Origin of the sequence: Azoarcus sp. CIB (assembly GCF_001190925.1) — a bacterium.
Lineage (GTDB): Bacteria > Pseudomonadota > Gammaproteobacteria > Burkholderiales > Rhodocyclaceae > Aromatoleum.
In genome coordinates this window covers 3,753,909-3,777,406 of sequence record NZ_CP011072.1, presented here as the reverse complement: position 1 = coordinate 3,777,406, position 23,498 = coordinate 3,753,909, and the positions used below count along the sequence as shown (strand labels likewise).

General features: G+C 63.0%; 19 protein-coding genes and 1 tRNA gene. 12 read left to right on the top strand and 8 right to left on the bottom strand.

The genetic code is table 11. The annotated features are described in order from the left end of the window. The first annotated feature begins 20 nt into the window (after positions 1-20). From AzCIB_RS16835 to AzCIB_RS16825, 3 genes are read left to right on the top strand one after another with little or no spacing between them, the layout of a single operon-like run. Positions 21-1,301, top strand: coding sequence for a nucleotide sugar dehydrogenase (locus tag AzCIB_RS16835; protein ID WP_050416940.1), 1,281 nt, complete (start codon positions 21-23; stop codon positions 1,299-1,301). A gap of 32 nt (positions 1,302-1,333) precedes the next feature. Beyond that, positions 1,334-2,308 carry a lytic transglycosylase domain-containing protein gene (locus tag AzCIB_RS16830; protein ID WP_232299248.1) on the top strand — a complete coding sequence of 325 codons (975 nt, stop codon included), beginning with the start codon at positions 1,334-1,336 and terminating at the stop codon, positions 2,306-2,308. Between the two features lie 35 nt (positions 2,309-2,343). Further along, entirely contained in the window at positions 2,344-3,093 is a 750-nt protein-coding gene (locus AzCIB_RS16825) for a S1 family peptidase (protein ID WP_050416938.1), read from the top strand. 3 nt (positions 3,094-3,096) lie between these two features. On the opposite strand, the gene AzCIB_RS16820 is transcribed toward AzCIB_RS16825, so the two are convergent. Beyond that, positions 3,097-3,171: transfer RNA gene (locus tag AzCIB_RS16820), tRNA-Arg, on the bottom strand. A gap of 64 nt (positions 3,172-3,235) precedes the next feature. Then, positions 3,236-5,290: a site-specific recombinase gene (locus AzCIB_RS16815; RefSeq protein ID WP_050416937.1), complete on the bottom strand. Its 2,055-nt coding sequence runs from the start codon at positions 5,288-5,290 to the stop codon at positions 3,236-3,238. Between the two features lie 115 nt (positions 5,291-5,405). Here AzCIB_RS16815 and AzCIB_RS16810 point away from each other — a divergent pair, with 115 nt between their 5' ends. Further along, entirely contained in the window at positions 5,406-7,313 is a 1,908-nt protein-coding gene (locus tag AzCIB_RS16810) for an ATP-binding cassette domain-containing protein (RefSeq protein WP_050416936.1), read from the top strand. A gap of 3 nt (positions 7,314-7,316) precedes the next feature. Here the strand turns inward: AzCIB_RS16810 and AzCIB_RS16805 are convergent, their stop codons facing one another. From AzCIB_RS16805 to AzCIB_RS16795, 3 genes are all read right to left on the bottom strand, one after another. After that, on the bottom strand, positions 7,317-8,228 hold the full coding sequence (locus AzCIB_RS16805; protein WP_050416935.1) for a hypothetical protein: 912 nt from the start codon (positions 8,226-8,228) through the stop codon (positions 7,317-7,319). Positions 8,229-8,247: 19 nt separating this feature from the next. After that, positions 8,248-8,823 carry a LemA family protein gene (locus AzCIB_RS16800; protein WP_050416934.1) on the bottom strand — a complete coding sequence of 192 codons (576 nt, stop codon included), beginning with the start codon at positions 8,821-8,823 and terminating at the stop codon, positions 8,248-8,250. Positions 8,824-8,902: 79 nt separating this feature from the next. Next, positions 8,903-9,757 (bottom strand): HDOD domain-containing protein, encoded by an 855-nt coding sequence (locus tag AzCIB_RS16795; protein WP_050416933.1) that lies wholly within the window; start codon positions 9,755-9,757, stop codon positions 8,903-8,905. A gap of 159 nt (positions 9,758-9,916) precedes the next feature. Between AzCIB_RS16795 and AzCIB_RS16790 the strand changes: the two genes are divergently transcribed. From AzCIB_RS16790 to AzCIB_RS16780, 3 genes are all read left to right on the top strand, one after another. Continuing rightward, positions 9,917-10,915 carry an oxidoreductase gene (locus tag AzCIB_RS16790; RefSeq protein ID WP_083447045.1) on the top strand — a complete coding sequence of 333 codons (999 nt, stop codon included), beginning with the start codon at positions 9,917-9,919 and terminating at the stop codon, positions 10,913-10,915. Positions 10,916-10,938: 23 nt separating this feature from the next. Further along, entirely contained in the window at positions 10,939-12,120 is a 1,182-nt protein-coding gene (locus AzCIB_RS16785) for a GGDEF domain-containing response regulator (RefSeq protein ID WP_050416932.1), read from the top strand. Between the two features lie 135 nt (positions 12,121-12,255). Continuing rightward, a complete protein-coding gene (locus tag AzCIB_RS16780; protein ID WP_050416931.1) occupies positions 12,256-14,148 on the top strand; it encodes a propionate--CoA ligase in 1,893 nt (630 codons plus the stop codon). A 104-nt stretch (positions 14,149-14,252) separates the two neighbouring features. On the opposite strand, the gene AzCIB_RS16775 is transcribed toward AzCIB_RS16780, so the two are convergent. Next, on the bottom strand, positions 14,253-15,020 hold the full coding sequence (locus tag AzCIB_RS16775) for a PEP-CTERM/exosortase system-associated acyltransferase (RefSeq protein WP_050418419.1): 768 nt from the start codon (positions 15,018-15,020) through the stop codon (positions 14,253-14,255). A 237-nt stretch (positions 15,021-15,257) separates the two neighbouring features. Here AzCIB_RS16775 and AzCIB_RS16770 point away from each other — a divergent pair, with 237 nt between their 5' ends. From AzCIB_RS16770 to AzCIB_RS16750, 5 genes are all read left to right on the top strand, one after another. Next, a complete protein-coding gene (locus tag AzCIB_RS16770) occupies positions 15,258-16,148 on the top strand; it encodes a ThiF family adenylyltransferase (RefSeq protein ID WP_050416930.1) in 891 nt (296 codons plus the stop codon). Beyond that, positions 16,141-17,217 (top strand): nitroreductase family protein, encoded by a 1,077-nt coding sequence (locus AzCIB_RS16765; RefSeq protein ID WP_050416929.1) that lies wholly within the window; start codon positions 16,141-16,143, stop codon positions 17,215-17,217. Before AzCIB_RS16770 ends, AzCIB_RS16765 begins: the two co-directional genes overlap by 8 nt. Positions 17,218-17,339: 122 nt before the next feature. Next, positions 17,340-17,996, top strand: coding sequence for a DapH/DapD/GlmU-related protein (locus tag AzCIB_RS16760; protein ID WP_050416928.1), 657 nt, complete (start codon positions 17,340-17,342; stop codon positions 17,994-17,996). Positions 17,997-18,226: 230 nt separating this feature from the next. Continuing rightward, entirely contained in the window at positions 18,227-19,351 is a 1,125-nt protein-coding gene (locus AzCIB_RS16755) for a PEP-CTERM sorting domain-containing protein (RefSeq protein ID WP_050416927.1), read from the top strand. A gap of 121 nt (positions 19,352-19,472) precedes the next feature. Further along, positions 19,473-21,197 (top strand): hypothetical protein, encoded by a 1,725-nt coding sequence (locus tag AzCIB_RS16750; RefSeq protein ID WP_157058516.1) that lies wholly within the window; start codon positions 19,473-19,475, stop codon positions 21,195-21,197. 97 nt (positions 21,198-21,294) lie between these two features. On the opposite strand, the gene AzCIB_RS16745 is transcribed toward AzCIB_RS16750, so the two are convergent. Both AzCIB_RS16745 and AzCIB_RS16740 read right to left on the bottom strand, forming a co-directional pair. After that, positions 21,295-22,518 (bottom strand): glycosyltransferase, encoded by a 1,224-nt coding sequence (locus AzCIB_RS16745; RefSeq protein ID WP_050416925.1) that lies wholly within the window; start codon positions 22,516-22,518, stop codon positions 21,295-21,297. Positions 22,519-22,575: 57 nt separating this feature from the next. Continuing rightward, positions 22,576-23,316: a lytic transglycosylase domain-containing protein gene (locus tag AzCIB_RS16740; RefSeq protein WP_232299247.1), complete on the bottom strand. Its 741-nt coding sequence runs from the start codon at positions 23,314-23,316 to the stop codon at positions 22,576-22,578. Positions 23,317-23,498: the final 182 nt, after the last annotated feature.

The following is a 23,498-nucleotide window of genomic DNA, read 5'->3' as shown; positions in this document are numbered from 1 at the left end:
TTATGTCTGGGGTGCAAATCATGACTACGGTCGCCGTTATCGGTCTGGGCTATGTCGGCCTGCCGCTTGCCGTTGAATTCGGGAAGAAGTTCAAGACCTTGGGGTTTGATCTTTCGGCCAGCAAGGTAGCAGCATATCGCGAGTATTACGATCCGACCGGTGAGGTTTCAGGCGAGGATTTGCGCGCTGCGACGATGCTCTCGTGCCATGCGGATGCGGGTGTGATCGCCGAAGCGGATTTCGTCGTCGTCGCAGTACCGACACCGGTGGGTGAGGCACACCAGCCCGATTTTTCGCCACTGGTCGGGGCATCGCGGACTGTCGGACAGAACCTGAAGCGAGGGGCGATCGTCGTATTCGAGTCGACGGTGTATCCCGGTGCAACCGAGGAAGTCTGCATCCCGATCATCGAGCGTGAATCCGGCCTGAAGTGGAAGGACGGCTTTTTCGTCGGCTACTCTCCGGAGCGCATCAATCCGGGCGATAAGGAGCGCACGGTCACGAAGATCGCGAAAGTGGTATCGGGGGATACGCCCGCGACACTGGCGAAGGTTCGCGAGGTCTACGGGGCGATCATTACCGCAGGGGTCTATGCTGCAAGCTCGATCAAGGTCGCAGAGGCGGCGAAGGTCATCGAGAACACGCAGCGGGACCTCAACATCGCATTGATGAACGAACTGGCGGTGATCTTTCACAAGATTGGAATCGACACGCTCGAGGTGCTCGAAGCCGCAGGGACGAAGTGGAACTTCCTGCCGTTCCGTCCGGGCCTCGTCGGGGGACACTGCATCGGCGTCGATCCCTACTACCTGACGCACAAGGCGGAAATGCTGGGTTACCACTCGGACGTGATCCTGGCTGGACGGCGTATCAATGACGGGATGGGCAAGTACGTTGCCGAACAGACCGTCAAGCAGATGATTCAGGCGGGGCATCCGGTTCGAGGCTGCGACGTCATCGTACTGGGGCTCACCTTCAAGGAAAATTGTCCCGATCTGCGCAACAGCAAGGTCATCGACGTGATCCGGGAGCTGCGCAGTTTCGGCTGCAGGGTGCATGTCCATGATGCCGTTGCCACATCGTCGGAGGCCGAGCATGAGTATGGCGAGGCCCTTGTGTCCTGGGAGGAGCTGCCGCGCGCGACGGCCGTGGTTGCAGCGGTCTCGCACAAGGCGTACCTGGAAATGCCGCTCACGAAGATCACCGAAAGATTGTTGCCGAACGGTATTTTCGTCGATGTGAAGTCGGCGTATGACCGCGACGCGATGGCGGCGTCCGGGGTATCTGTCTGGCGGCTGTAGCGGGAGCGGTCGCATTTCGCTAGCGGTGTGCCATGCGGGAGGCCATGATGAGGCGTGGATTGTATGTAAGCCGAAGCCTTCATTTGCTGGGGGCCGCATTGCTTGCCGCCGGATCGCACGCGTCGATTGCTGCGAAGGGCGATCCTGTCGAGTTGGCGGGGCCCGCCGTTGAGGCAGTTTTCGTAGATCACGCGCGCTACCTGGCGGAGCTTGCGGTGGCCCATGAGCACGGTGAGGGGGTGGAACGCGAACCTGCAAGGGCTGCCGCGCTGTATTGCGAGTCTGCGCGTCTGGGCAATGTCGAGGCGATGTATTCGCTCGGCTGGATGTACGCCAACGGGCGGGGCTTGGACCGCAATGACGCCTATGCGGGAACGCTGTTTGCGATGGCCGCATTTTTCGGGCATCCGCAGGCCGATCAGATGCGCCGATTCACCGGCGAATATGTTGGGGCCGTGCCTGACTGTCTGCAGCCTCCCCCCGATGAGTCGCTGGATCCGGGCTGGAGTGCCGAAGCGCACATCGCCGCACTGTCGGCGCAGCGCAAGCAACTGGCGCGACTCGTGGTCGATCTCTCCGCCGAATACGCGATCAGCCCGAGACTCGCGCTCGCGATTGCACTGACCGAGTCGAACCTCAACGCGGAAGCAGTTTCGCCGAAGAATGCGATGGGGGTGATGCAGCTGATCCCGGATACCGCGGCGCGCTTCAACGTGCGAAAACCCTTCGACCCCGAGGAGAATATCCGGGGCGGTCTAGCGTATCTGCGTTGGCTCCTTGCCTATTTCCGCGGGGACATTGCCATGGCTGCGGCCGGATACAACGCCGGCGAGCGTGCCGTCGATCGCTATCGGGGGGTGCCGCCGTACGCCGAAACGCAGGCCTACGTTGCGCGTATCCTGGCCTTCATGCAGCGGCGCAAGCATGCATACGACAGCCGTATCACGGAGCCGAGCCCGGCCGCGCCTGCTTTGCAACTCGTCAGCGACCGCGGGGGAGGTTCGTGAAAAGAGCCTGGTATCCCGCGTTGTGTGGTGCGTGGATGTCGCTTGTCGTGCTTTGTACTGCCATCCCCGTTCCGCGCCTGGCGGTCGCAGGTCTCGTCGAAGTGCTGCCGCGACTGAAGCCCTCGGTGGTTGCCGTGGGAACGTTTCAGCGGACGCGTTCCCCGCAATTCCGATTCCTGGGCACGGGATTCGCAGTCGGAAGTGGTCGCCTTGTCGCGACCAATGCACATGTCGTGTCGTTGCCGGTTTCAGATGATCAGTTGGAGTCCCTGGTCGTCGTCGTGCCGGGTGCCTCACAAAGCGCCATCCGCAAGGTTGCGAAGGCGGCGGTCGACCCGAATACCGATCTTGCTGTCCTGCGGCTCGACGGCCAGCCCCTGCCCGCCTTGCCGCTCGCCGATGCAAGTTTCGTTGCCGAAGGCCAGCCGATTGCATTCATGGGGTTCCCGATCGGCAGCGCACTGGGACTCACTCCGGTCACGCACCGGGGCATCATCGCCGCAGTGACGCCGATCGGCATTCCGCAGGCGAATTCCCGCCAACTCAATCCGGCGTTGATCCGGCGACTCGCAGGGGACACGTTCCGTGTCTATCAGCTCGATGCAACGGCATATCCGGGCAATAGCGGCAGCCCGGTGTTCGACCCGGACACTGGTGAGGTGCTCGGCATCGTGAATATGGTTTTTGTGAAAGGTACGAAGGAGAACGCGTTGAGTGCGCCGTCTGGAATCACCTACGCGATTCCCGTCTCGCACCTTCGTGCTTTGCTGACGGATGTCCAGTGATCCTGGTCCCCCCGGCGAGAATCGAACTCACATCTAGCGCTTAGGAGGCGCTCGTTCTATCCATTGAACTACAGGGAGGGGCGCGCAATTCTATCCGGTTGCGCGCCGCGCACCAAGTGCGGCGCGTAACCGGTATGGGCGCTCAGGGGTCGATCGCAGCGTGCGGCTTCGGTTCGGCGTCGCGTTCGGGCGTCATCTCGGTACGCTCGTTGCGCGGTGGAAACAGAAAGTCCCGAGGGCGCGAGAGGAAGCGCCTAAGGGTCATCCAGACCAGGGTGCGGCCCTGGGCGAAGGTGATCCGGCGCGCACGCATCGCCACGTATAGCGTCAGGGAGAAGCTGACGCCCAGATTGGTGAGGCCGATCAGCACAATGCCGCAGGCGGCGAGGGCGGCGGCTTGCCAACCCAGGGCGAAATCGAGGCCTGCGCTGGCGTACCCGACATAGGCGGAGGAGAAGGCGATGTGGCGGATGTCGAGGGGGAGACCGAACAGCACGCCCACTGCGGTGACGCCACCGAGCAGGAAGCCGAAAAAGAAGTTGCCAGCGAGCGCCCCGAGGTTGTTCTCGACGTAGCGGGCGATGCGCTCCATGCGGTGTGCGCCGAGGAGGCGACGCGGCCAGCGCAGCTGCAGGAGACGCTCCGGAATGCGTGCATAGGCGCACAGGTTGTCGTAATAGCCGGCGATGAGACCGGAGAGGAAGAGACAGACGCCGGCGATTGCGGCAAAGAACACAGCGCCCCCGGCTGGATCGATCTCGTCCAGCAGCGTAAGCGCTTTTTCCGGCGACACGAAATTGGCGCCGGTAGTGGCGTGAACGACAAGTGCGATCACCATCGCGGCGGGGATTGCCACACCGACGTTGCCGATGATTGCAGCGAGCTGGCTGCGCACCGTCCGGGCAATCAGGTCGACCAGGTTGTCAAGATCCCGACCCTTCCCTTGGGTCTCGCCGATCGACGCGGCGATCGCGTTGGCCGTCATGGCCGGCTGTTTGGTGGCAACGGTGCCGCCGATGATGTGGATGATGACGAAGCCGATGCCGTAATTGAGGCAGAAACTCAGGGCGGACGTGAGCGGCGCGTGGCCGAGCTTTGCGAGCACGAGCTTGAAGGCGGCCATGCAGGCGATGATCAGTCCGCCCAATGCGGCGGACTGCAGCATGCCGAAGTATTCGCGGCGGGAGGTCGTGATGTAGCGTTCGCCAGTCTTGCCCGCGCTCTCGGTCATGCGTAGCGAAAGCAATTCGATGTTCTTGCCGAGATAGTCGGAGAGGCGGTGTTTGCGGCATTCGGAGCGGACAAGCTCCTTGAAGAGATCGACGATCTCGGGCGCCACGTCCGCGAGCATGCGGCGTTGTCGCAGTCCTGCAAGCAGGCGCAGCAGGCGTGCTATGCGTCGGAGGTGCTGGCGCAGGCGTTCGAGCTTGAAGGTCAGGGTGAGGCTGGTGCCGAGCTTGGTGGCGCGCCGGCGAATGCGCAGCAGGGCTTCCTCGCACTGGTCGAGCATGACCTGGACGTGCCTCTCGTCCTCCACGAGTGTCGCCGGTGTTTCCCACCACTGCGCGTAATTGCGGATGTAGGCGATCAGCTCGGCGTTCTGCGCGAGAAAGGCCGATTCGTGTTCTTCGAGTTCAGGATCGATACGGATGAACTCGGGGTCCAGGCCGATCGCGCTGACGTGATAGGACAGCACACGAAGCGCCTCGAGAATTTCGGCGATTCCTTCGGGCAGGGTGCGGCTGTCGGTTTCCGATGCGGGCGCCTCGTCCCCGAGGACGGTGCAGATCAGCTCGCACCACAGTTGGTCGGCGACGGCGTTGACCCACACTTCGTCGTCGCCGCGCCAGAACAGCAGGGCGAGCACGTCCTTCATGTAGGCAGTGTCGAGGTAGTCGGGAAGCAGCCGCCCGGAGAGGCGGCGTGCCGTTTCGGAGAAGAAACCGGTCGACGGAAGCAGTCCGGACGAAGCGTAGAGCGACACCTGCTTGTGCTCGCGGAACAGCCGGCGGAACGCCGCGTTCAGGCGCCGGCGCAGCTCCGGACGCGCCTTGAGCGTATCGATGAGCTGCCGTAGCCTGGATTCCGCACCCGCGGCATCGCCGGCACTGGGTGGGCGCAGCTGGCCGATCAGGTCCTTCCACTGTGCGAGTTCGTCGCATTCGGGGGTATCCAGGCGTTCCAGCAGTCGATCCATCCGGTCTCCATTCGTGTGGTCGCGGTCATGTGATGTTGCAGTGCGCAAAAATCGGGCGAGCCTTGCATCTTAACAGACCGCTAAAATGCGAATCCTTTACCGCGAGTAACATCCCATGCCGCTTCTTTCCGTCGACAACGCTTGCCTTGCCTATGGTCACGTCGATCTACTCGACCGCGCCGAGTTTCAGCTCGATGCGGGGGAAAGGGTTGCGCTGATCGGCCGCAACGGTTCGGGCAAGTCCAGTCTGCTGAAGGCCCTGGCCGGCCAGGCAATGCTGGATGACGGCACGGTGTGGCGCCAGTCCGGCCTCAAGGTCGCCTATGTGCCGCAGGAGGCGGAATTCGCCCTCGATCGCGACGTGTTTGCGACGATCGCGGACGGACTGGGCGACGCAGCGCGCCTGCTCGTCGAGTATCACGATGCGATGCATGCCGTCGCTGAGTTCGCGAGCGCAGAGGCCCTGGCGCGACTCGATGCCCTGCAGCACGAAGTGGATGCGGCCGACGCGTGGCGGCTGAACCAGCGTGTCGACGAGATCATCGTCCGTCTCGCGCTTCCGGGCGATGCGCTGGTGTCCAGCCTTTCGGGGGGCGGAGTCAAGCGCGTGGCCTTGGCCCGGGCGTTGGTTTTGGAGCCGGATCTGTTGTTGCTCGACGAACCGACCAACCATCTTGACCTCGACGGCATCGTCTGGCTCGAATCGCTGATCCGGGAGTTCCGCGGCGCGGTTGTCGTGATCACCCACGACCGGGTGTTCCTCGACAACGTTGCAACGCGCATCGTCGAGCTCGATCGCGGAAAGCTGAGCAGCTACCCGGGCAAGTTCGGCGACTACCAACGGCGCAAGGTCGAGGAGCTGGAGGCTGAGGCGAAAGCCAGCGCTCGCTTCGACAAGGTCTTGGCGCAGGAGGAGGTGTGGATACGCAAGGGTGTCGAGGCCCGTCGCACTCGCAATGAAGGGCGCGTGCGACGGCTCGAGGCCTTGCGGCGCGACCGCGCTGCCCGGCGCGACGGTCTGGGGAACGTCAAGCTCGCGGTGGACAAGGGCGAGCAGAGCGGCCAGATGGTTGCGGAACTGACCGACGTCACCAAGCGTTTCGGCGATCGCGTGGTGGTGCGCGACTTTTCGACGCGCATCATGCGCGGCGACCGCGTCGGCCTGATCGGTCCGAACGGAGCGGGGAAAACCACGCTGCTCAAACTCATCCTCGGCGAGATTGGTCCGGATTCGGGGACTGTGCGCCGCGGAACGCGCCAGACGGTCGCTTATTTCGACCAGCTGCGCGCCCAGCTCGACCCGGAACTGCCACTGACCGAGGTGATCAGCCCGGGATCGGACTTCGTTGAGATCGGGGGCGAGCGCAAGCATGTGATCGGTTACCTCGGCGATTTCCTGTTCGCGCCGCAGCGCGCGCGCTCGCCGGTGAAATCGCTGTCGGGCGGCGAACGCAACCGGCTGCTCCTCGCGCGGTTGTTCGCACGGCCCGCGAACGTGCTGGTGCTGGACGAGCCGACCAACGACCTCGATATCGAGACGCTCGACCTGCTCGAGGAACTGCTCGCGGACTACGACGGCACGCTTTTCCTCGTCAGCCACGATCGGGCGTTCCTGGACAACGTCGTGACCCAGGTGATCGCTGCCGAGGGCGACGGGCGCTGGGGCGAGTACGCCGGCGGGTATGCAGACTGGCAGCGGGTGAAGCAGGCCGCGGCGGAGCGCGAGGCCGAGGAGACGAGGGCTGCGACCCCGAAACCTGCAGCGCCGTCCGCGCCGAAGGCGCCGGCTGCGAAGGGCGGGAAGTTGTCGTTCAACGAAAAGCGCGAACTTGACACCTTGCCCGACCGCATTGCCGCGCTGGAGGCGGAGCAAACAGCATTGCATGCAAGGATGGCCGACCCGGCGCTGTATCAGCAGGCGCCGCAGGAGGTGGCGCGCATCAAGGGGCGTCTGGACGAGCTCGAGGCGGAGATCGAGAATGCGCTGGTGCGCTGGGAGGCGCTTGAGGGCCGCGCCGGCTGAAGTCTACCGCGCAAGGCCGCCGACATTGTTGAACCAGGCCGCCGCAGCGGCAGCGGACGCGAAGAATACGGCGATGTGATACACCGACCACCAGCGATAGCGCGTGGCGAGCCGGTTCGGGTCGAGGTCGGAAACGAGGAACAGCGACTTCGATGCGGGTTTTCGTACGACGTGCGCTTCCGGGGCGGAGAGGGTCTCGTCGCGCAGTTTAGTCACTTCGCGGCGAGCCTGGCTTCGCGCCAGCTCCCATTCGCGGAGATCGATTTCGCCGTCGCCGTCGAGGTCGAAACGTTCGAGCAGGCGCTTGCGGTCCGATTTCCAGTGATCCAGTAGCTCGCGCGTCTGGCACCCGATGTCGAAATCGGGCGCGACGCTGCCGAGCGTGGCGAATTCTCCGAGCACATAGATGCGGTCCCGGTCGATCAGGCACCATTGCGTGTGCCGCGTATCGCCCTGCGTGTAGGTTTCCTTCCGGCTGACCATCATGTCGGCGCCTTCGGGATCGACGGCACATACGCCGCTGCCGTCATCGAGCAGGAAGGACGCGTCGCTCTCGTCGGTGGAGACATGGCGCCATTTGCCGTCGCTCTGCCGGCGCTCGGTTTCCACGCGATACCAGAGCACGGGGAGTCCGTTTACCGGCGACAGCAGCGGTGTTCCGTCAAAGGGGCGGCCGCGGCCGGTCAGCTCGACGTAGCCTTGGGCGGCGGATGCAATGCGCGATGTCGGCGTGTCGGAGATCATGCGTGCCGCCCTGAGCGAGCGCAGCCAGCCGACGAGTCCGCTTGCGACGAGAACGCCGATGCCGAGACCCCAACCTTTGCCGGGTGCGGTCTTGAGCATGATCACGACGGTGAGGAAATGCAGCGTCGGCAGCGTGACGTTCGCGATGTCGCGGCGCAGGCGGGTCAGCATACGGCGGTTGGCCGTCCGGTCAGGTGCTGAACAGGGTCTTCAGGTCGACGTCCGACTTTTCGGCGCTCGCGAATTCGAGCAGAGGCCTGGGTTCGAACTGGAACATGCGGGCGACGAAGACGTCGGGGAATTGCTCGATGCGTACATTGAGCAGATTGACCGCCTCGTTGTACCACTCGCGGCGGTCGGCGATGCCGTTCTCGAGGGCGGTGATGCGCGTCTGCAATTGCATGAAGTGCTCATTGGCGCGCAGCTCGGGGTAGGCTTCGGCGACGGCGAAGATCTGCCCCAGTCCGGCTCGCAGCATCCCTTCCGCCTTGCCGAGCGCTGCGACGTCCTGATGTTCGCGCGCGCTGGCGACGCGCGCGCGCGCTTCGGTGACCCGCTGCAGCGTTTCCTGCTCGAACTGCTTGTATTGCTTGCAGACCTCGACGAGTTTGGGCAATTCGTCGTGCCGTTGCTTCAGCAGCACGTCGATGTTGGCCCATGCCTTGGCAATATTGTGCTTGAGCCGGACGAGGCCGTTATAGACGACGATCGCATACAGCAGGGCGATGACCAATGCGCCCAGCGCGACGGCAGCGGATATGCTCATAGTTATATCTCCCCTTGTTGCCGCAGCATGATATACGCAATTTGCGGCAAGCCGGCTGTGGTGACGGCACGCGGGCGGCTCAGGTCGCCGGCGGGAAAAAGCGGTGGAGTTCTTCGGCCGGGGTCCCAAGGCGCGTGAGCAGCTGTTCCGGGCTCATGTGGACGAGCTTGCCCACTTCCGCGATGTCGTCGGGCAGGGCGTCGTTGTCCCAGCCCGTCTGCAGGTGCCGTGCAAGGTCCGCCGCCAGCCGCACGTTGCGCACGCGCGGATTGTCCGCCTGGTCCGCATCCATCAGGGTGATGAGCAGTTCGGGCAGATTCCAGGCGCGCACCAGCGCTTCCTGTATCTCCAGCGCGGTGGCGCCGAAGACGGTGCGTTGCGCCTCGCTCCGCCGCAACCAGCGGTTTGCGCGCTGCATTTCGAATACCCGCAGGGTCATCGCCGGCGCGAAGGTCCAGCACATGATCTCGACGGCGTCGGTCAGCAGCGCCGCTACCATGATCTCGTCGACATCGAGGTCGTGGCGGAGAATGGCCCAGTCGCGCGCGAAGTGCGCCGCGCGGCGTGCGCGGCCGATGGACTTGAGCACGCCGACCAGTGCCTGCGGATGCGCTGCCAGGCGCTCCTCCACCGTGCTCATGCCGGAAAAGGTTTCGAAGAACGGCGTCAGCCCCATCATCATGATCGCCCGCTCGACGGTCGTGATGTCGTGATTCTGCCTCGCGCCGCGTCGGGCTTGCAGCGTCGTCAGCAGCTTCATCGTCATCAACGGATCCGCGAGCACGGCGGCCGCCACGTGCCTGGCGCCGGTCGAGTCGTGCGCCGCGAGGGCTTCGAATTCCCGGACGGTCCGGCGCAGCACGGGCACATCCTGTGCCGATACGAATTCGACATAGGCGTCGACCGATGCGAGCGGGGTGTCGATGAAGGCCATGAGGGTCGGGACCAGGCTGATGTCGGAATTATCGGCAGCGGATCGGACGAAATGAAGAGCGGATGCCATTTGCCGGGGTGGCGTGCGGCTATTTGGCTATAATCGGCGCAAAAAGCGCGGCACGGTGTCGCGTCCCGACGAGAGAGGAGTAGAGCGCAAGTGAATACACCCTTCAAGGCTTTTCTGATCGATCAGGACGAAAACAAGAAGATCGTCAGCGGTATGGCGACTCTCGACGCGGCGAATCTGGATGCAGGCGAAGTCCTGATCCGGGTCCATTACTCCAGCATCAACTACAAGGATGCCCTCGCCGCGACCGGTGCCGGCAAGATCATCCGCCGCTTTCCGTGCGTCGGCGGCATCGACATGAGCGGCGAGGTCGTCGAGAGTGCCGACGCGCGCTTCAAGGCAGGCGACAAGGTCATCGCTACCAGTTTCGATATCGGCGTAGCGCATCACGGCGGCTATGCCGAGTACGCCCGCGTACCGGCGGGCTGGGTCGTGCCCCTGCCGCAGGGGCTGGACCTGTTCGAGGCGATGGCGCTGGGCACCGCCGGGTTCACGGCGGCGCTGGGCGTCGTGCGCATGGAGGACAACGGTCTCGCGCCGGCTAACGGGCCGGTCATCGTGACCGGCGCCACCGGCGGCGTCGGCGGCCTTGCCATCGACATGCTTGCGCGGCTCGGCTACCACGTCGTCGCGCTCACCGGGAAGGAAGTCGAAAGCGACTATCTGAAGATGCTCGGCGCGGCGGAGGTGAAGCTGCGCAGCACGATCGACCTCGACAAGGTGCGTCCGCTCGAGGCCGCCCAGTGGGCCGGCGCGGTCGATAATGTCGGCGGCCAGATCCTGCACTGGGTGCTGGCGACGATGAAGCAAGCCGGCACCGTAGCGAGCATCGGCAATGCGGCGAGCTTCAACCTGAACACCACGGTGTTCCCCTTCATCCTGCGCGGCGTGAGCCTGCTCGGCATCGATTCGGGCTACATCGGCTTCCCGATCCGTCAGCGCGTGTGGGATCGTCTCGCGACCGACCTCAAGCCGCGCCATCTTGCGGCCGTGACGCGCACCATCACGCTCGACGAGCTGCCGGACGCCTTCGACGCGTATATCAAGGGTGCGATCAAGGGGCGTACGGTCGTGCGGATCGGCGTCTGAAGCGGCAAGGGGAGATTCCGGCCATGAGCGAACAGGAAAATCAGCCGCTACCCAAGGTGCTGATCGTCGACGACTCGCGCATGGTGCGGGCCTCCATCGTCAAACTCATCCGCGGGCGGTTCGAATTCCGCGAGGAGGCCGACGGCGAAGCCGGCTGGCAGGCATTGCTCGTCGACCCGTCCATCCAGCTCGTCCTCAGCGACATCGGGATGCCCCAGCTCGACGGTTATGGGCTGCTCCAGCGCATCCGGGCCTCCAAGGTGTCGCGTATCCAGGAGCTCCCGGTGATCGTCATTTCCGGTGAGGAAGACGATGCCGTGCGCGAACGCGCCCGCCAGCTGGGGGCCAACGATTTCATCACCAAGGGCATCGGAGCGACGGAGCTTCTGGCGCGCCTCGATTCGCTGACGCGTCTTGCCCAGACACGGCGCGAACTGGAGGAGAGCAGGGCCGCATTGGCTAAGCAGAGCCCGGTCGACCCCGTGTCGGGACTCGTCACCGAGTCCTACATGACCTGGCGCGGCGAACAGGAGCTGGCGCTGGCCCGCCGGCATCAGGCCGACCTCAGCGCGATGCTCGTGGAGATCGATCGCTACGACCAGCTGATCACGACCTACGGCGCCCACGTCGCCCAGCTCGTCGGGCGTAAGCTGTCGGGCATCCTGGCAACGCGGGTGCGCAAGGAGGATACCGTCACCCAGATCGCGCCCTCGCAGTTCGTCGTGCTGTCACCCAGCACCGATCTCGCGGGCATCTGCGCCTTCGCGCTGCGCATGCAGCAGGCGGTGGAAAAGCTGGTGATGACCTACCGCGAGGATCGTATCCGCATCAGCGTGACGATAGGCGTTGCAAGCTCGTCGGTGGACGAAGCGCAAAGTGTCAGCGAGCTGATCGGCATGGCCGTGAAGCGTGCCCAGGCGGGACGGCAGGCGGGCGGAAACCGCGTGGTGGGCGACCAGGGCGAGGTCACCCAGGACGCGGTCGATCGACTGCTCAGGCAGGTCGTGAGCATCGACCAGCTGCTCGGCCAGATCCGCGCCGGCGACGCTGCGGAGATCGACGCGCAGCTGCCGGCGGCGGTCGCCGCGCTGATGCCGCTGCTGCAACTGATCGAGGCCCGCCTCGGCTGCGGGATTCCGCTGGACCGCCTTAGTAACTACAATTCCGGCTCTGGGGCCGGCGCGCAAGGCACGCAGAAGGCCTGAGCCGCTGCCCCCGGAAACAATAACAATAAAGCTGTGAAAGGTGGCGCCGCTGTCCCTTGGAGGAAAGGGGCCGGCGGCGCCGGAAAGCATATCTAAAGCAAGAAGTGCAGGGATCAAAGTAGGGAGAGGAAGCTTATGACTACGTACAAGGAGTTCCACCGCCGTTCCATCGAAAAGCGCGACGAGTTCTGGGCCGAGCAGGCCGGACTCATCGACTGGAACAAGCCCGCAGCGCAGATCTGCGACTTTTCCAATCCGCCTTTCGTGAAGTGGTACAAGGGGGGGGAAACCAACCTTTGCTTCAATGCCGTGGACCGTCACGCCGCAAAGCGCCCGAATGACCGCGCGCTGGTCTACATTTCGACCGAAACCGACGAAGAGAAGGTCTATTCGTTCGCCGAACTGCAGCGCGAAGTCGAGCGCATGGCGGCGATCTACCAGGACCTCGGCGTCAAGAAAGGCGATCGCGTCCTGATCTACATGCCGATGATCGCCGAGGCGGCCTTCGCGATGCTCGCCTGCGCGCGCATCGGCGCGATCCACTCGGTGGTGTTCGGCGGTTTTGCCGCCGGTTCGCTGGCGACCCGCATCGACGACGCCAAGCCCGTACTGATGGTGAGCTCCGACGCCGGCATGCGCAACGGTAAGCCGGTGCCGTACAAGCACCTCGTCGACGAGGCCTGCAAACTGGCCGAGTTCCCGCCGCAGAAGGTCCTGATCGTCGATCGCGGCCTGGACAAGGGCTTTCCGAAGGTTGCCGGTCGTGATGTCGACTACGGCGAACTGCGCGCGAAGCACATGGACGCCAAGGTTCCGGTGACCTGGCTCGAATCGTCCGAGCCGAGCTACATCCTCTACACGTCGGGTACGACCGGCAAGCCGAAGGGCGTGCAGCGTGACACCGGCGGCTACGCCGTCGCTCTCGCCGCGTCAATGAAGCACATCTTCACCGGCGATGCGGGCGAGACGATGTTCTCGACCTCCGACATCGGTTGGGTCGTCGGCCACAGCTACATCATCTACGGCCCGCTGCTCGCCGGCATGGCCACGATCATGTACGAAGGCACGCCGCTGCGCCCGGATGCCGGCATCTGGTGGCAGATCGTCGAAAAGTACAAGGTCACGGTGATGTTCTCGGCGCCGACCGCCGTGCGCGTGCTGAAGAAGCAGGATCCGGCCTTCCTCAAGAAGTACGACCTGTCCTCGCTCAAGCATCTGTTCCTGGCCGGCGAGCCGCTCGACGAAACCACGCACAAGTGGATCATGGACGAGCTGGGCATTCCGGTCATCGACAACTACTGGCAGACCGAGACCGGCTGGCCGATGCTCTCGGCGATCCGTGGCATCGAGAAGACGCCGATCAAGTACGGCTCGCCGAGCTTCCCGGTCTATGGCTACGACCTGCGCATCTTCCGTGAAGACGGGACCGAGTGTGGGGCCGATGAGAAGGGCATCGTCGGTGTCGTGCCGCCGCTGCCGCCAGGTTGCCTGTCGACCGTGTGGGGGCAGGATGACCGTTTCGTCAGCACCTACTTCACCTTGTTCAAGGATCCGGTGATCTTCTCGTCGTCCGACTGGGGCATCAAGGACGCCGACGGCTATCACACCATCCTCGGGCGCATGGACGACGTGATCAACGTCGCGGGTCATCGTCTCGGCACCCGCGAGATCGAGGAAGCCATCCAGGCCCATTCGGCGATCGCCGAGGTCGCGGTCGTCGGTGTGGCCGACCAGCTCAAGGGGCAGATGCCGATGGCCTTTGCGGTGGTCAAGGACGCCTCGCGTGTCGACAGTGCCGAGAAGCGTGCCGTGCTCGAGAAGGAGGTCATGAAGACCGTCGACAACCTCCTCGGTGCCATCGCCCGTCCGGCCCGCGTGCATTTCATCTCCGGTCTGCCGAAGACGCGTTCCGGCAAGATGCTGCGCCGCTCCATCCAGGCGCTGGCAGAAGGCCGTGATGCCGGCGACCTGACCACGATCGACGATCCGAGCATGCTGGATCAGATCAAGGTCGCTCTCGCGGGTTGAGTCTTGGCTTCGGGAGAAAAAACGCGCCGCGAGGCGCGTTTTTTTTGCACGCAGCAAGGGGAAGGATTCTTCCGTGACGGCTGGTGCCGCCCCTTCAACTAACCTCAGGTGGGGCGTCCCGCCTGGGCTACGCGTTCGTAAGCGGTTTCGATCTCTTCGTGAATCGTCCGCCACATCGGTTTCAGCAGAAAACGCATGCCCTTGATGATGCCTTGAACGTCCATCATCGACGGAATACGGGTGCCTCGATGTTCGACAGGCCCGCCGATCTGCCGGACATCGACCCCCAGCTTCGCAAAATGCGAGGCCAGACGAGGCTCGGTCAGGATGAAGAGCGTTTCGATTCCGGCGCGCTCGGCAAGCGCGATTGCGCCCAGATACAGGCCGATCGGAATGTACGGGAAGCGGGGGTGGACTGTCGTGCCGAAGTCCTCGGCGTGGATCGGCGCGTCGGCCGAAGACTCGCCGCGTCGGCGCCTATAGGTCGAGCGCACGGCCAGTCGGGAGACCTCGGCGATCCGCTCGCGAGGCAGGCGGGACGGGTCGATGATCGAGCGGTCGAGCGTTGCGGCGCAGGTACGCTCGAAGGGCAGGGGGGAGTCCGGATCGTCAGTCCTTGTCAGCACGACGCGCGTGCACCCGACCGGTCTAGCGGGCTCCGAACTCGTGCGCAACAGGCAATGCACGCTGTGTGCGTCGTATTCGTCGGTTTCACGTCGATCCGGACGTACCGGCTCGAAGCCGAGTTCCTCGCAATACACCTCGTGCCGAATGCGGTACACGGAGTCGCGCAGCGCGTCGTCGGTTGCCGGATGGATCTCGAAGTACTTCCTGAATCCGTGGCCGAGATTGAATCGGTCGAACAGGAGCAACGCGATCTCCTTGTCGGGGAAGGTGATGAGTCGGGCCGCCAGGCCAGCAGGGATTCGCTTGTTCAATCCGCCCGGGGGGCCTTCGGTGCAGCTATTCTTCGTGCCTAATCATAGTCCATCTTCACGTTTCCCGGTGTGTGCCAAATTCCGCGCTGGAAGACTCCGTACGCAAGTTGCGTCGTGGTTTCTCTCGCGGGCCGAATTCTCTATGATGGATTCGGGGAGCGATCAGGGGGTATGGTGGATACATTATTCGATTACGACGCTGCGTTTGCCCGCAACCTAGGTTGGGTGACCGCGGAGGAGCAGGCAGCACTGCGCGGAAAGCGCATCGCCATTGCGGGGATGGGGGGCGTTGGTGGCGTGCATCTGCTGACCCTCGCGCGCCTTGGGATCGGTGCCTTCAACATCGCCGATTTCGACACCTTTGATCTTGTCAATTTCAATCGCCAAGCGGGGGCGATGATGTCTTCGGTTGGGCGGCCCAAGGTGGACGTCCTGGGTGAGATGGCGCTCGACATCAACCCGGAAATCGCTTTGCATCGCTTCCCAACAGGCCTTTCGGATGCGAACCTCGACGAATTCCTGAAGGATGTCGATCTTTACGTGGACGGCCTCGATTTCTTCTCGTTCGGCATCCGCCGCGCAACTTTCGCTGCCTGCCACCGCCTCGGCATTCCGGCTGTGACCGCGGCGCCACTCGGGATGGGAACGGCCGTGCTTGTCTTCCTCCCGGGGCAAATGAGTTTCGAGGAGTATTTCTGTCTCGAAGGCTGCGATGAGGAGGAAATGTCGATCCGCTTTCTGCTGGGTTTGTCGCCGGGCATGCTCCAGCGTTCGTATCTTGCGGACCCGTCGCGCGTCAATCTGCGCGAGCGGCGGGGCCCCTCGACGATCATTGCTTGCCAGCTTTGCGCGGGAGTGACGGCGGCCGAGTCGCTGAAGATTCTTCTAGACCGGGGCAAGGTGCGCGCTGCGCCGTGGGGCTACCAGTTCGACGCGTACCGGAACCGGATGGTCCGCACATGGCGCCCGGGTGGCAATCGGAACCCTCTTCAACGCCTGGGGCTGTGGATTGGACGCAGGCAGTTGCGGCGAATGCGCGAGCAGGGGGCGCAACGTGGCTGAACGGGACATCTTGTTCAATATCCTTGACCTCGCGCGCTGGGCTCCGAGCGGGGACAACACGCAACCGTGGCGCTTCGAAGTCGTCTCGGGCGACCACATCGTGGTTCGCGGCTTTGATACGCGCGATTGGTGCCTGTATGACTTCGACGGTCGGCCTAGCCACATGGCACACGGCGCGTTGCTTGAGACTTTACGCATCGCTGCAACGGGTTTCGGCCTCGATGCGCGCTGGACCATTCGTGCCGGCTGCGCCGCCACGGCGCCGGTCTACGACGTCAAATTGCACGAGGCCCCCGGATTGGCAGCCGATCCGTTGCTGTCACACATCGAGACGCGAGTGGTCCAGCGCCGACCGATGCATACCACGCCACTCAGCGCGGCGCAGCGCGAGCGCCTGGTTGCTGCAACCGGTCCCGGCTTTCAGGTGCAGTTCTTCGAGTCGTTGGCCGAACGGTTCGAAGTGGCCAGGCTGCTTTGGGGAAGCGCTCAAGTCCGCTTGACCTGCCCGGAAGCTTACGCCGTGCACAAAGAGATCATCGAGTGGGGAGCCCGCTTCAGCACGGATCGTATCCCTGAGGAGGCTGTCGGCGTCGATCCGATGACGGCGAGGCTGATGCGATGGGTGATGCAGAGCTGGGCGCGTGTAGAGTTCTTCAATCGCTACCTTTTGGGAACGGTTGCCCCTCGCATCCAGCTCGATTTCATTCCGGCAATGGCATGTGCGGCCCACGTGCTTCTTCGTCCGCGGAGGCCGTTGACTACGCACGGCGACTACGTTGCAGCCGGGGTTGCGATGCAGAGGCTCTGGCTGACCGTTGCGGCGCTCGGCTTGTACCTTCAGCCACAGATGACACCGGTGATTTTTCGCTGGTATGCCCAAGCGGCTCGTCCGCTATCCGCCAAGCCTGGAATTGATGACGCCGTGCGCCTGCTTGCCGGCCGCTTCGATGCGCTGAGTGGCAGTGGAGCGACGGATCCGTTCGCCTTTTTCTGTCGAGTGGGGAGCGCGAGCCAACCTGTCTCGCGCTCGATTCGGCGGAGCCTCGACGAGCTGATGACGAAGCCGTGACTGCGACCGGCAGGACCTCGCCGCTTCCCCTGTAATGCTCGGGAATGCGAACGGCGTCCGATTCTTGCGCGAGCAAGTGGGAAACCGGAGCCTGCGGGCTTTCTCTCTAGGAGGCATCCTGAATGCGCAAGATCGGAGTGTCGGAGATCCTCATCTTTCTGATTCTTGTCGCCGTTGCCGCCGCCGGTGCCGCCCTCACCACATCGACGCTGGCCGGCAAGCTGCCGCTGGGCGATTTTCGTGGTGTCGTGCTGTGCGGCATTTTCGTGATCACGTTCTATGCGTTCGCGATTGTCGTGTATCGGCTTTTCCTCTCCGTGATGCCGCTGCGCGAGGGGGACATCACACCGGGGTCGCGCGACGAGTTCACCTACAACGTATATGTGCTGTTCTTTCTGCTGCTGTTCTATCCGATCACCCGCAACCATGTTCTTCCGGTGCCGCTCATGCGTGTCATCTATCTGGCTCTAGGCGCTCGGTTGGGCAAGGACACGTACAGTGCGGGGGTGATCCTCGATCCGATCCTGACCGAGGTCGGCTCGAATACGATCATCGGACACGATGCGGTGCTCTTCTCTCATGCCATGGAAGGGGAGCGCCTGGCTCACGCAAAAATTCGCATCGGCTCCAAGGTTACCGTCGGAGCGAAGTCGATTGTGATGTCGGGTGTGACCATCGAGGACGGCGCAATCATTGCTGCCGGTTCCGTCCTCACAAAGGGCATCCATGTCCATGCCGGCGAGGTTTGGGGGGGTAACCCGGCGCGTCGCCTCCGGTGAAGGATCGGTGGCGTTCGTCGGCTGCGACCGTATTGCCCGAAGGTTCGCGCACGCTCCTGATTTTCCTGTCGGATTCTTTTACAGTGGATCGGCGTGTTCGTGAGCGTGATTTATAAGGCGTTGATGTAAAAGAAAAAAAAGATCTGGCGTGGAATTTGCTCCTATTTGGGCGTCGGGCGTTGAATCGCCCCTGTGCCGAATCGGCAACCCCTCAAAAAAGGAGTCTCGCCATGACCAAAAAACTTCCGCGCCGCATCCGTTCCAGCGCGATTGCGGCAGGCCTTGCCCTGGCTCTGGGGTGGGGGATGCCCGCCTTCGCTCAGTCGGATCCCGTCCTGTTCGACGCCGATGGGACCGACGCCAACACGAACACGCAGACCTATGGCTCGTTCGACTGGGCAGTATCGTCCGCGTTGATCGATCAGGGCATTCCCACCACTGGTACGTCATTCAATCTGTATACCCATGCGGTGCTGGATGGTTTTACAGACGTGGGTGGTGACCCGGTCGGCGATCCGGCGAACATGAACACGACCTGGGAGATCACCGCGATCGCGGGCTTTGCGGAAACTGCGACGCTTGCGGGAGCGCCGACGATCGCTCTGGTCAGCGACGGCGGAACGCCGGCTGATGCCACCGATGACGTCTACCAGTTCACGAGCACGATCAACCTGAACCTGGATACGACTGGCACCACGAACTTCTTCGCGGTCTATTACGACGACGTGATCGGCGACGGGACGAAGGCCAGCTCGCTCACCGGTCTCGGCTTCGATGACGGCACGCTGATCCTGTCAGGTACCGTTTCGCAGTTCACGAGCGCCGGCACCTTCACATCGAACTGGTTCTTCGTTGATACGAACGGCAACGGGACCTACGACGCCGGTGAGGAAGCTGCGATTGATCCCGCCACCGGCGATCCGGTCAACGCCGACCGCCTGCTCGACCAGAGCGCGAACGGTGACGATTGGGCAGGGCAACTGACCGCCTACGGTGAAGGTTCGACCTCGATCGAAGTGGATGTCACGTTCCAAGATTCCAACTTCTTCAAGTCGCTGATCACCGCGCTATCGCAGGATCTGTTCTTCACGACCCGCAACAACCTCCCCGTCGATGACACGAACCCGTCGAAGTCCTTCGACACGGACCTCGGTGGTGGCGCGCTGGCTCTGGCGGGTGGTGGGATCAGTCTGGGCACGATCAACTGCGTCAATGGTCCGGATTGCATCCTTGAGACCGACGCGAGCAACTCGTTCCGGACTACCGTGCCCGAGCCTTCGAGCCTCGCGCTGCTGGGCCTGACGCTCGTGATGCTCGGCATCGGCCGCGTTTCGTCGCGGAGAAGGACCGTATGAGGATGATCTGAGCTCCGCAGGCGGGGTGTTTCTGAAAGACGTATCCAGGGTGGCTCGAGGGCGCTGATGTTGTACCCAATCAGCATCACTCGAGCCCTTGTACTCACAAGGGGATGCTGTCATGAAACTTCAAAGGATTTTGGGTTCTGGCGCGATCGCGCTGGTTCCTCTGTTCGTAGCGATGGGCGATGCGGGGGCCGCAAGCCTAATCCTTTTCGATCCGGACGGTAATGGATCGAATCAGCCACAATCGGTGAGTGCCTTCGACTGGGGCAACGGGAATGCCCTGGTTACCGCGCCTGCCGGCGGAGCTCCTGCGATTCCGCTTGGTGTAGCCAATACGAAGTCCGTCCAGACCTATGTTCACGGAGCCCTTAGCGGCCTGTTGAATCCCGGTGGTGATCCCTATCCGGATCCGACCGGCTTCAATTCGACGTTTGAACTGACCTACATCGCGGGCTCGGGTGAGACGGTCACTACCAATGCGAGCGGTTCGGTAGCGACCTTCGCATTCGACGGAACTTCCCAGAGCAACTTCTTTTATCTGTATTACGACGATCTGACTGACGGTTCGGGTAGCAAGGGCGCGTCGCTGAGCGGCCTCGGCTATGGCGACGGAAGGCAGATTCTGCGCGGCGTGGTGGTCGAGATCGTCGGCAACTTCGGAGTCGATGGCTCGGTAGGCTTGCTCGACCAGTTCGGTACCGACAACTGGGCTGGTACGCAGACGGTGAGGGGGCAGGGGTCGCAAAGCATCGCAGTGATGGTGCAGGAAGCAGATCCCGAATTCTTCAAGGGCGGGGTTGAGCCAGGCACGATACTGAATTTTACGACCCAGCAGAACGTACCGTATCTGGAAACCAATCCTTCGCAGAATTTTGAGACGGATTCGGGCGTCGATGCCGCAGTAGTTGGCGCGATCAACGGTGCGACCGGGCCTGAGATGCTGCTTCAGACCGATGCGAGCAACAACTTCGCGTTCATTCCGACGGCGCAGGCATGTCGGGTGACCGGCGGCGGGAACGATACTTCCGGGATCAACGTAGCCGAAGGCGGATGGGACGGAACCTTTGCTGCCGACTCCCTGAAGCCGTCGGTGCTGTTGAAGCCGAGAGGCAAGGCCGCCAAGTCGAGCACCGTGACCGATTACTATGACTATTCATTCGGCGGGCAGGCCGGTGCGAATACGGCCTTGCCACCGCAACCGAAGGGCCAGTGGGAACACAACAACCACAGCAGCCCGAGTGGTCTGAGCTTCGCGTTCCATGGCGGACGGAACGCTCCGGCGGGCACACAGATCGATGAGATCCGTTGTACCGATGAGGGGTGGTGCGAACAGGCGCGCCCGGCGCCGAACAAGCAGATCGACTTCGTTGGCGTGGGTACCTTCAGCAATATCAGCAACAACACCTTCACCGCGAGCGACGGAGTGATCTTCGACGGGATCGACGAGGTTATCCCCGAGCCGAAGGGGCAACGCCCGACTCAGTCTGTGCCGACTTATCACTGGTTCCAGGTGCACATCGAGGATCTTGGGGAGGGGGGTAGCGAGAACCCGAACACGCCGATTCCCGGGGCAAACTGCCCGCCGACCGGATCCGGTAACAACCCGTTCGCGGATCCGCCGGTCACCGACAACATCGCCGATTGCGGTTGCGCAGACTTCTACCGGATCACTATCTACAAGGGCGTGCAACCCGCAGTGGATGCCGACGGGAAGGTCATCCTCGACGCCAATGGCGACGTGGAGGGACTCAACAAGACCGACAAGATCTACGAGGTATATGGCTACATCGATGGTGGCAACTTCCAGATCCACCCGCTGACCGGCTTTGACCTGAAGTAACCGGCGTCTGCCGGCCACACACGACCGCGCTGTCGGGCAAACCGCCCGGCAGCGCGGTTTTTGTTATTGATGGAATGGTGGTGCTGGCTGCAGCAATTCAGGTTGTGGGCAGGATTCGCCCGGCGATCAATTGTTCGAGGTGAGGCGCAAGGTCGGATCGTCGAGGATTACTTGCCGCGGCCTCGCGCAGGCGATGCGCGCAAGCGGCGAAGCTCGGGTCTCCAAGGAGTCTCGTTATTGCCTGCTGCAGGACGGCAGCGCTCGCGCGGTCCGAGCGCACGAGAAGACCGGCGCCAAAGCGCTCGATGGCCTGCATGTTCAGAAATTGGTCCATATTTCGGGCGATCCCCAGCACGGGAACGCCTGCCGTCAGGGCCTGGTTGGTAGTCGGACTGCCTCCGTTGCAGACCACGAGATCCGCATGCTCGCACACCAGTTGACCGGGAAGGTAGTCGAAAACGCGGGTTCGTTGGGACGTGAATTGTGCCGGCAGGGATTTGCCCGCAGAGGCCAACAGTACGCGCGCGCCGGTCGCGTCGAGTAGGGGAATCAGATCCCGCAGCACGCGCGGATCGCCCGAACTGCCCATGGTGACGTAAACCAGGGGAGTGTCCGTGCCGTCCTCGAATGACACAGGGGCAGCAGCGTCGGGCGACCATGCAATTGGGCCGATAAATCTTGCCGTGGCACTTTCACGGACTTCCGGAAACAATTCGGGAAAGTTGGCGAACAGCCGCAGATCGGCATCCGTATAACTTCGCCGAAGGTCGTGGCCCAGGGGTGGAAGTCCGTGACGCGCCCGCAGCACCTCCATCGGCCGCGCGTGCATTTTCAGCGCAAGCGGAGAAATCCTCCGAAATATGGCGTTCGCGATTGAGAGCGGGGCAAAACGGGTTAAGGCAAGAGCGGGCATGGGCGTCTGCAGGGGACGCTCGGGGCTCCAGTAGGCATCGCAGATCGTTGCATAGGGAACGCCGCGCAAGCGCGCGCTGACCGACAGCGACAGGCGAAAATCACCTACTACGACGTCAGGCCGTTCGGCATCGATCAGGGTGTGGTCCGCCTCGACATAGCGGGCAAGCGTATCGATGTCGTACAGGGGAAAGCCATGCTCCAGCCGGCGGGAAAAGACTGACGTTGCCTGGCACTCAAGCGGAAGGACCTTGAATGGGGCTCCCGCAGTCAGCCAGCCGAATGCCGCCGGTCGAGCGAATACGGCGTCGAATCGTTGTGGATCGAGTCCGGACGCCAGAACAAACGGCCGGGCGACATGTGCGAGCGTCGCACCTTCGGCGAAGAAGAGAATTTTCGCTTTGACCATTGTCGAAAGAACGCCGCAGGATGTGTCGCGCGCGGCCCATACTCCATTGATTAAGCGTTAGTCGTGCGCGACGCGGGCGGATTGCGCTGTGTCGATTCTCGCGCTATCCCGCAGCCGATCGTAATGCCCCAGCACCGCGGGTACGTAGCGCATTGTTTCGGCATACGGGGGGATGGCGTTTCCATGGCGCTGAACAGCCGCCTCGCCAGCGTTATATGCGGCGAGTGCAAGCGGCAACGAATCGAAGCGATCCAGCAGTTCGCGCAGATAGCGTGCGCCGCCGAGGAGATTCTGCTCCGGGTCTAGCGGGTCACTCACGCCGAAGCGCGTAGCCGTTGCAGGCATCAGTTGCATCAGCCCCAGTGCGCCCTTTGGTGAGCGGGCACGTTCATTGAAACCGCTTTCGACAATGGCGATCGCCTCGATTAACGATGGGTCAATTCGCCCACGGTGTGCCGCGTTGCGGATAAGCGGTGACAGGGATGTGGGGGCACGGCCGCGGTCGGTTTTTCTTGCGGCGATCACATTGCGCGCGCGTTCAATCGCCTTGTGGACGGGGCGAATCTCCAGGATTAGGCGATGTCTCGGGGTGCTCGGGGCGTCACTGAAGTTGAAGACGCCGCGCTCGTCCGCGTAACCGTACAGGCGGTCGGCCCAGCAGGGGCCTGCGCACAGGAATGCGACCGCAGCACTTGCCGCAATCGCTACCCGTCGACTGCCCGCGTTTGCAACGGACATGACTCTGACCGCGTTCAGCGAGCGCGAGCGGTCGTAGGTCGTATGTGCCGGACCGCTCATATGCCCTCGCAACTGTTGGGAGTTCGTATGCGATCAGTGTGCAGCATCGTGAGGCTTGATCGGTACTCACGTTCGAGTATGTAGGATTTCGATGATGCTTTCTATGCTAATGTTGGCGCGGTACCGGTCTCGATGCCGTTCGCGTGGCAAGTAGGCGCATGGTGTGCGTAGCGCGGTACCTG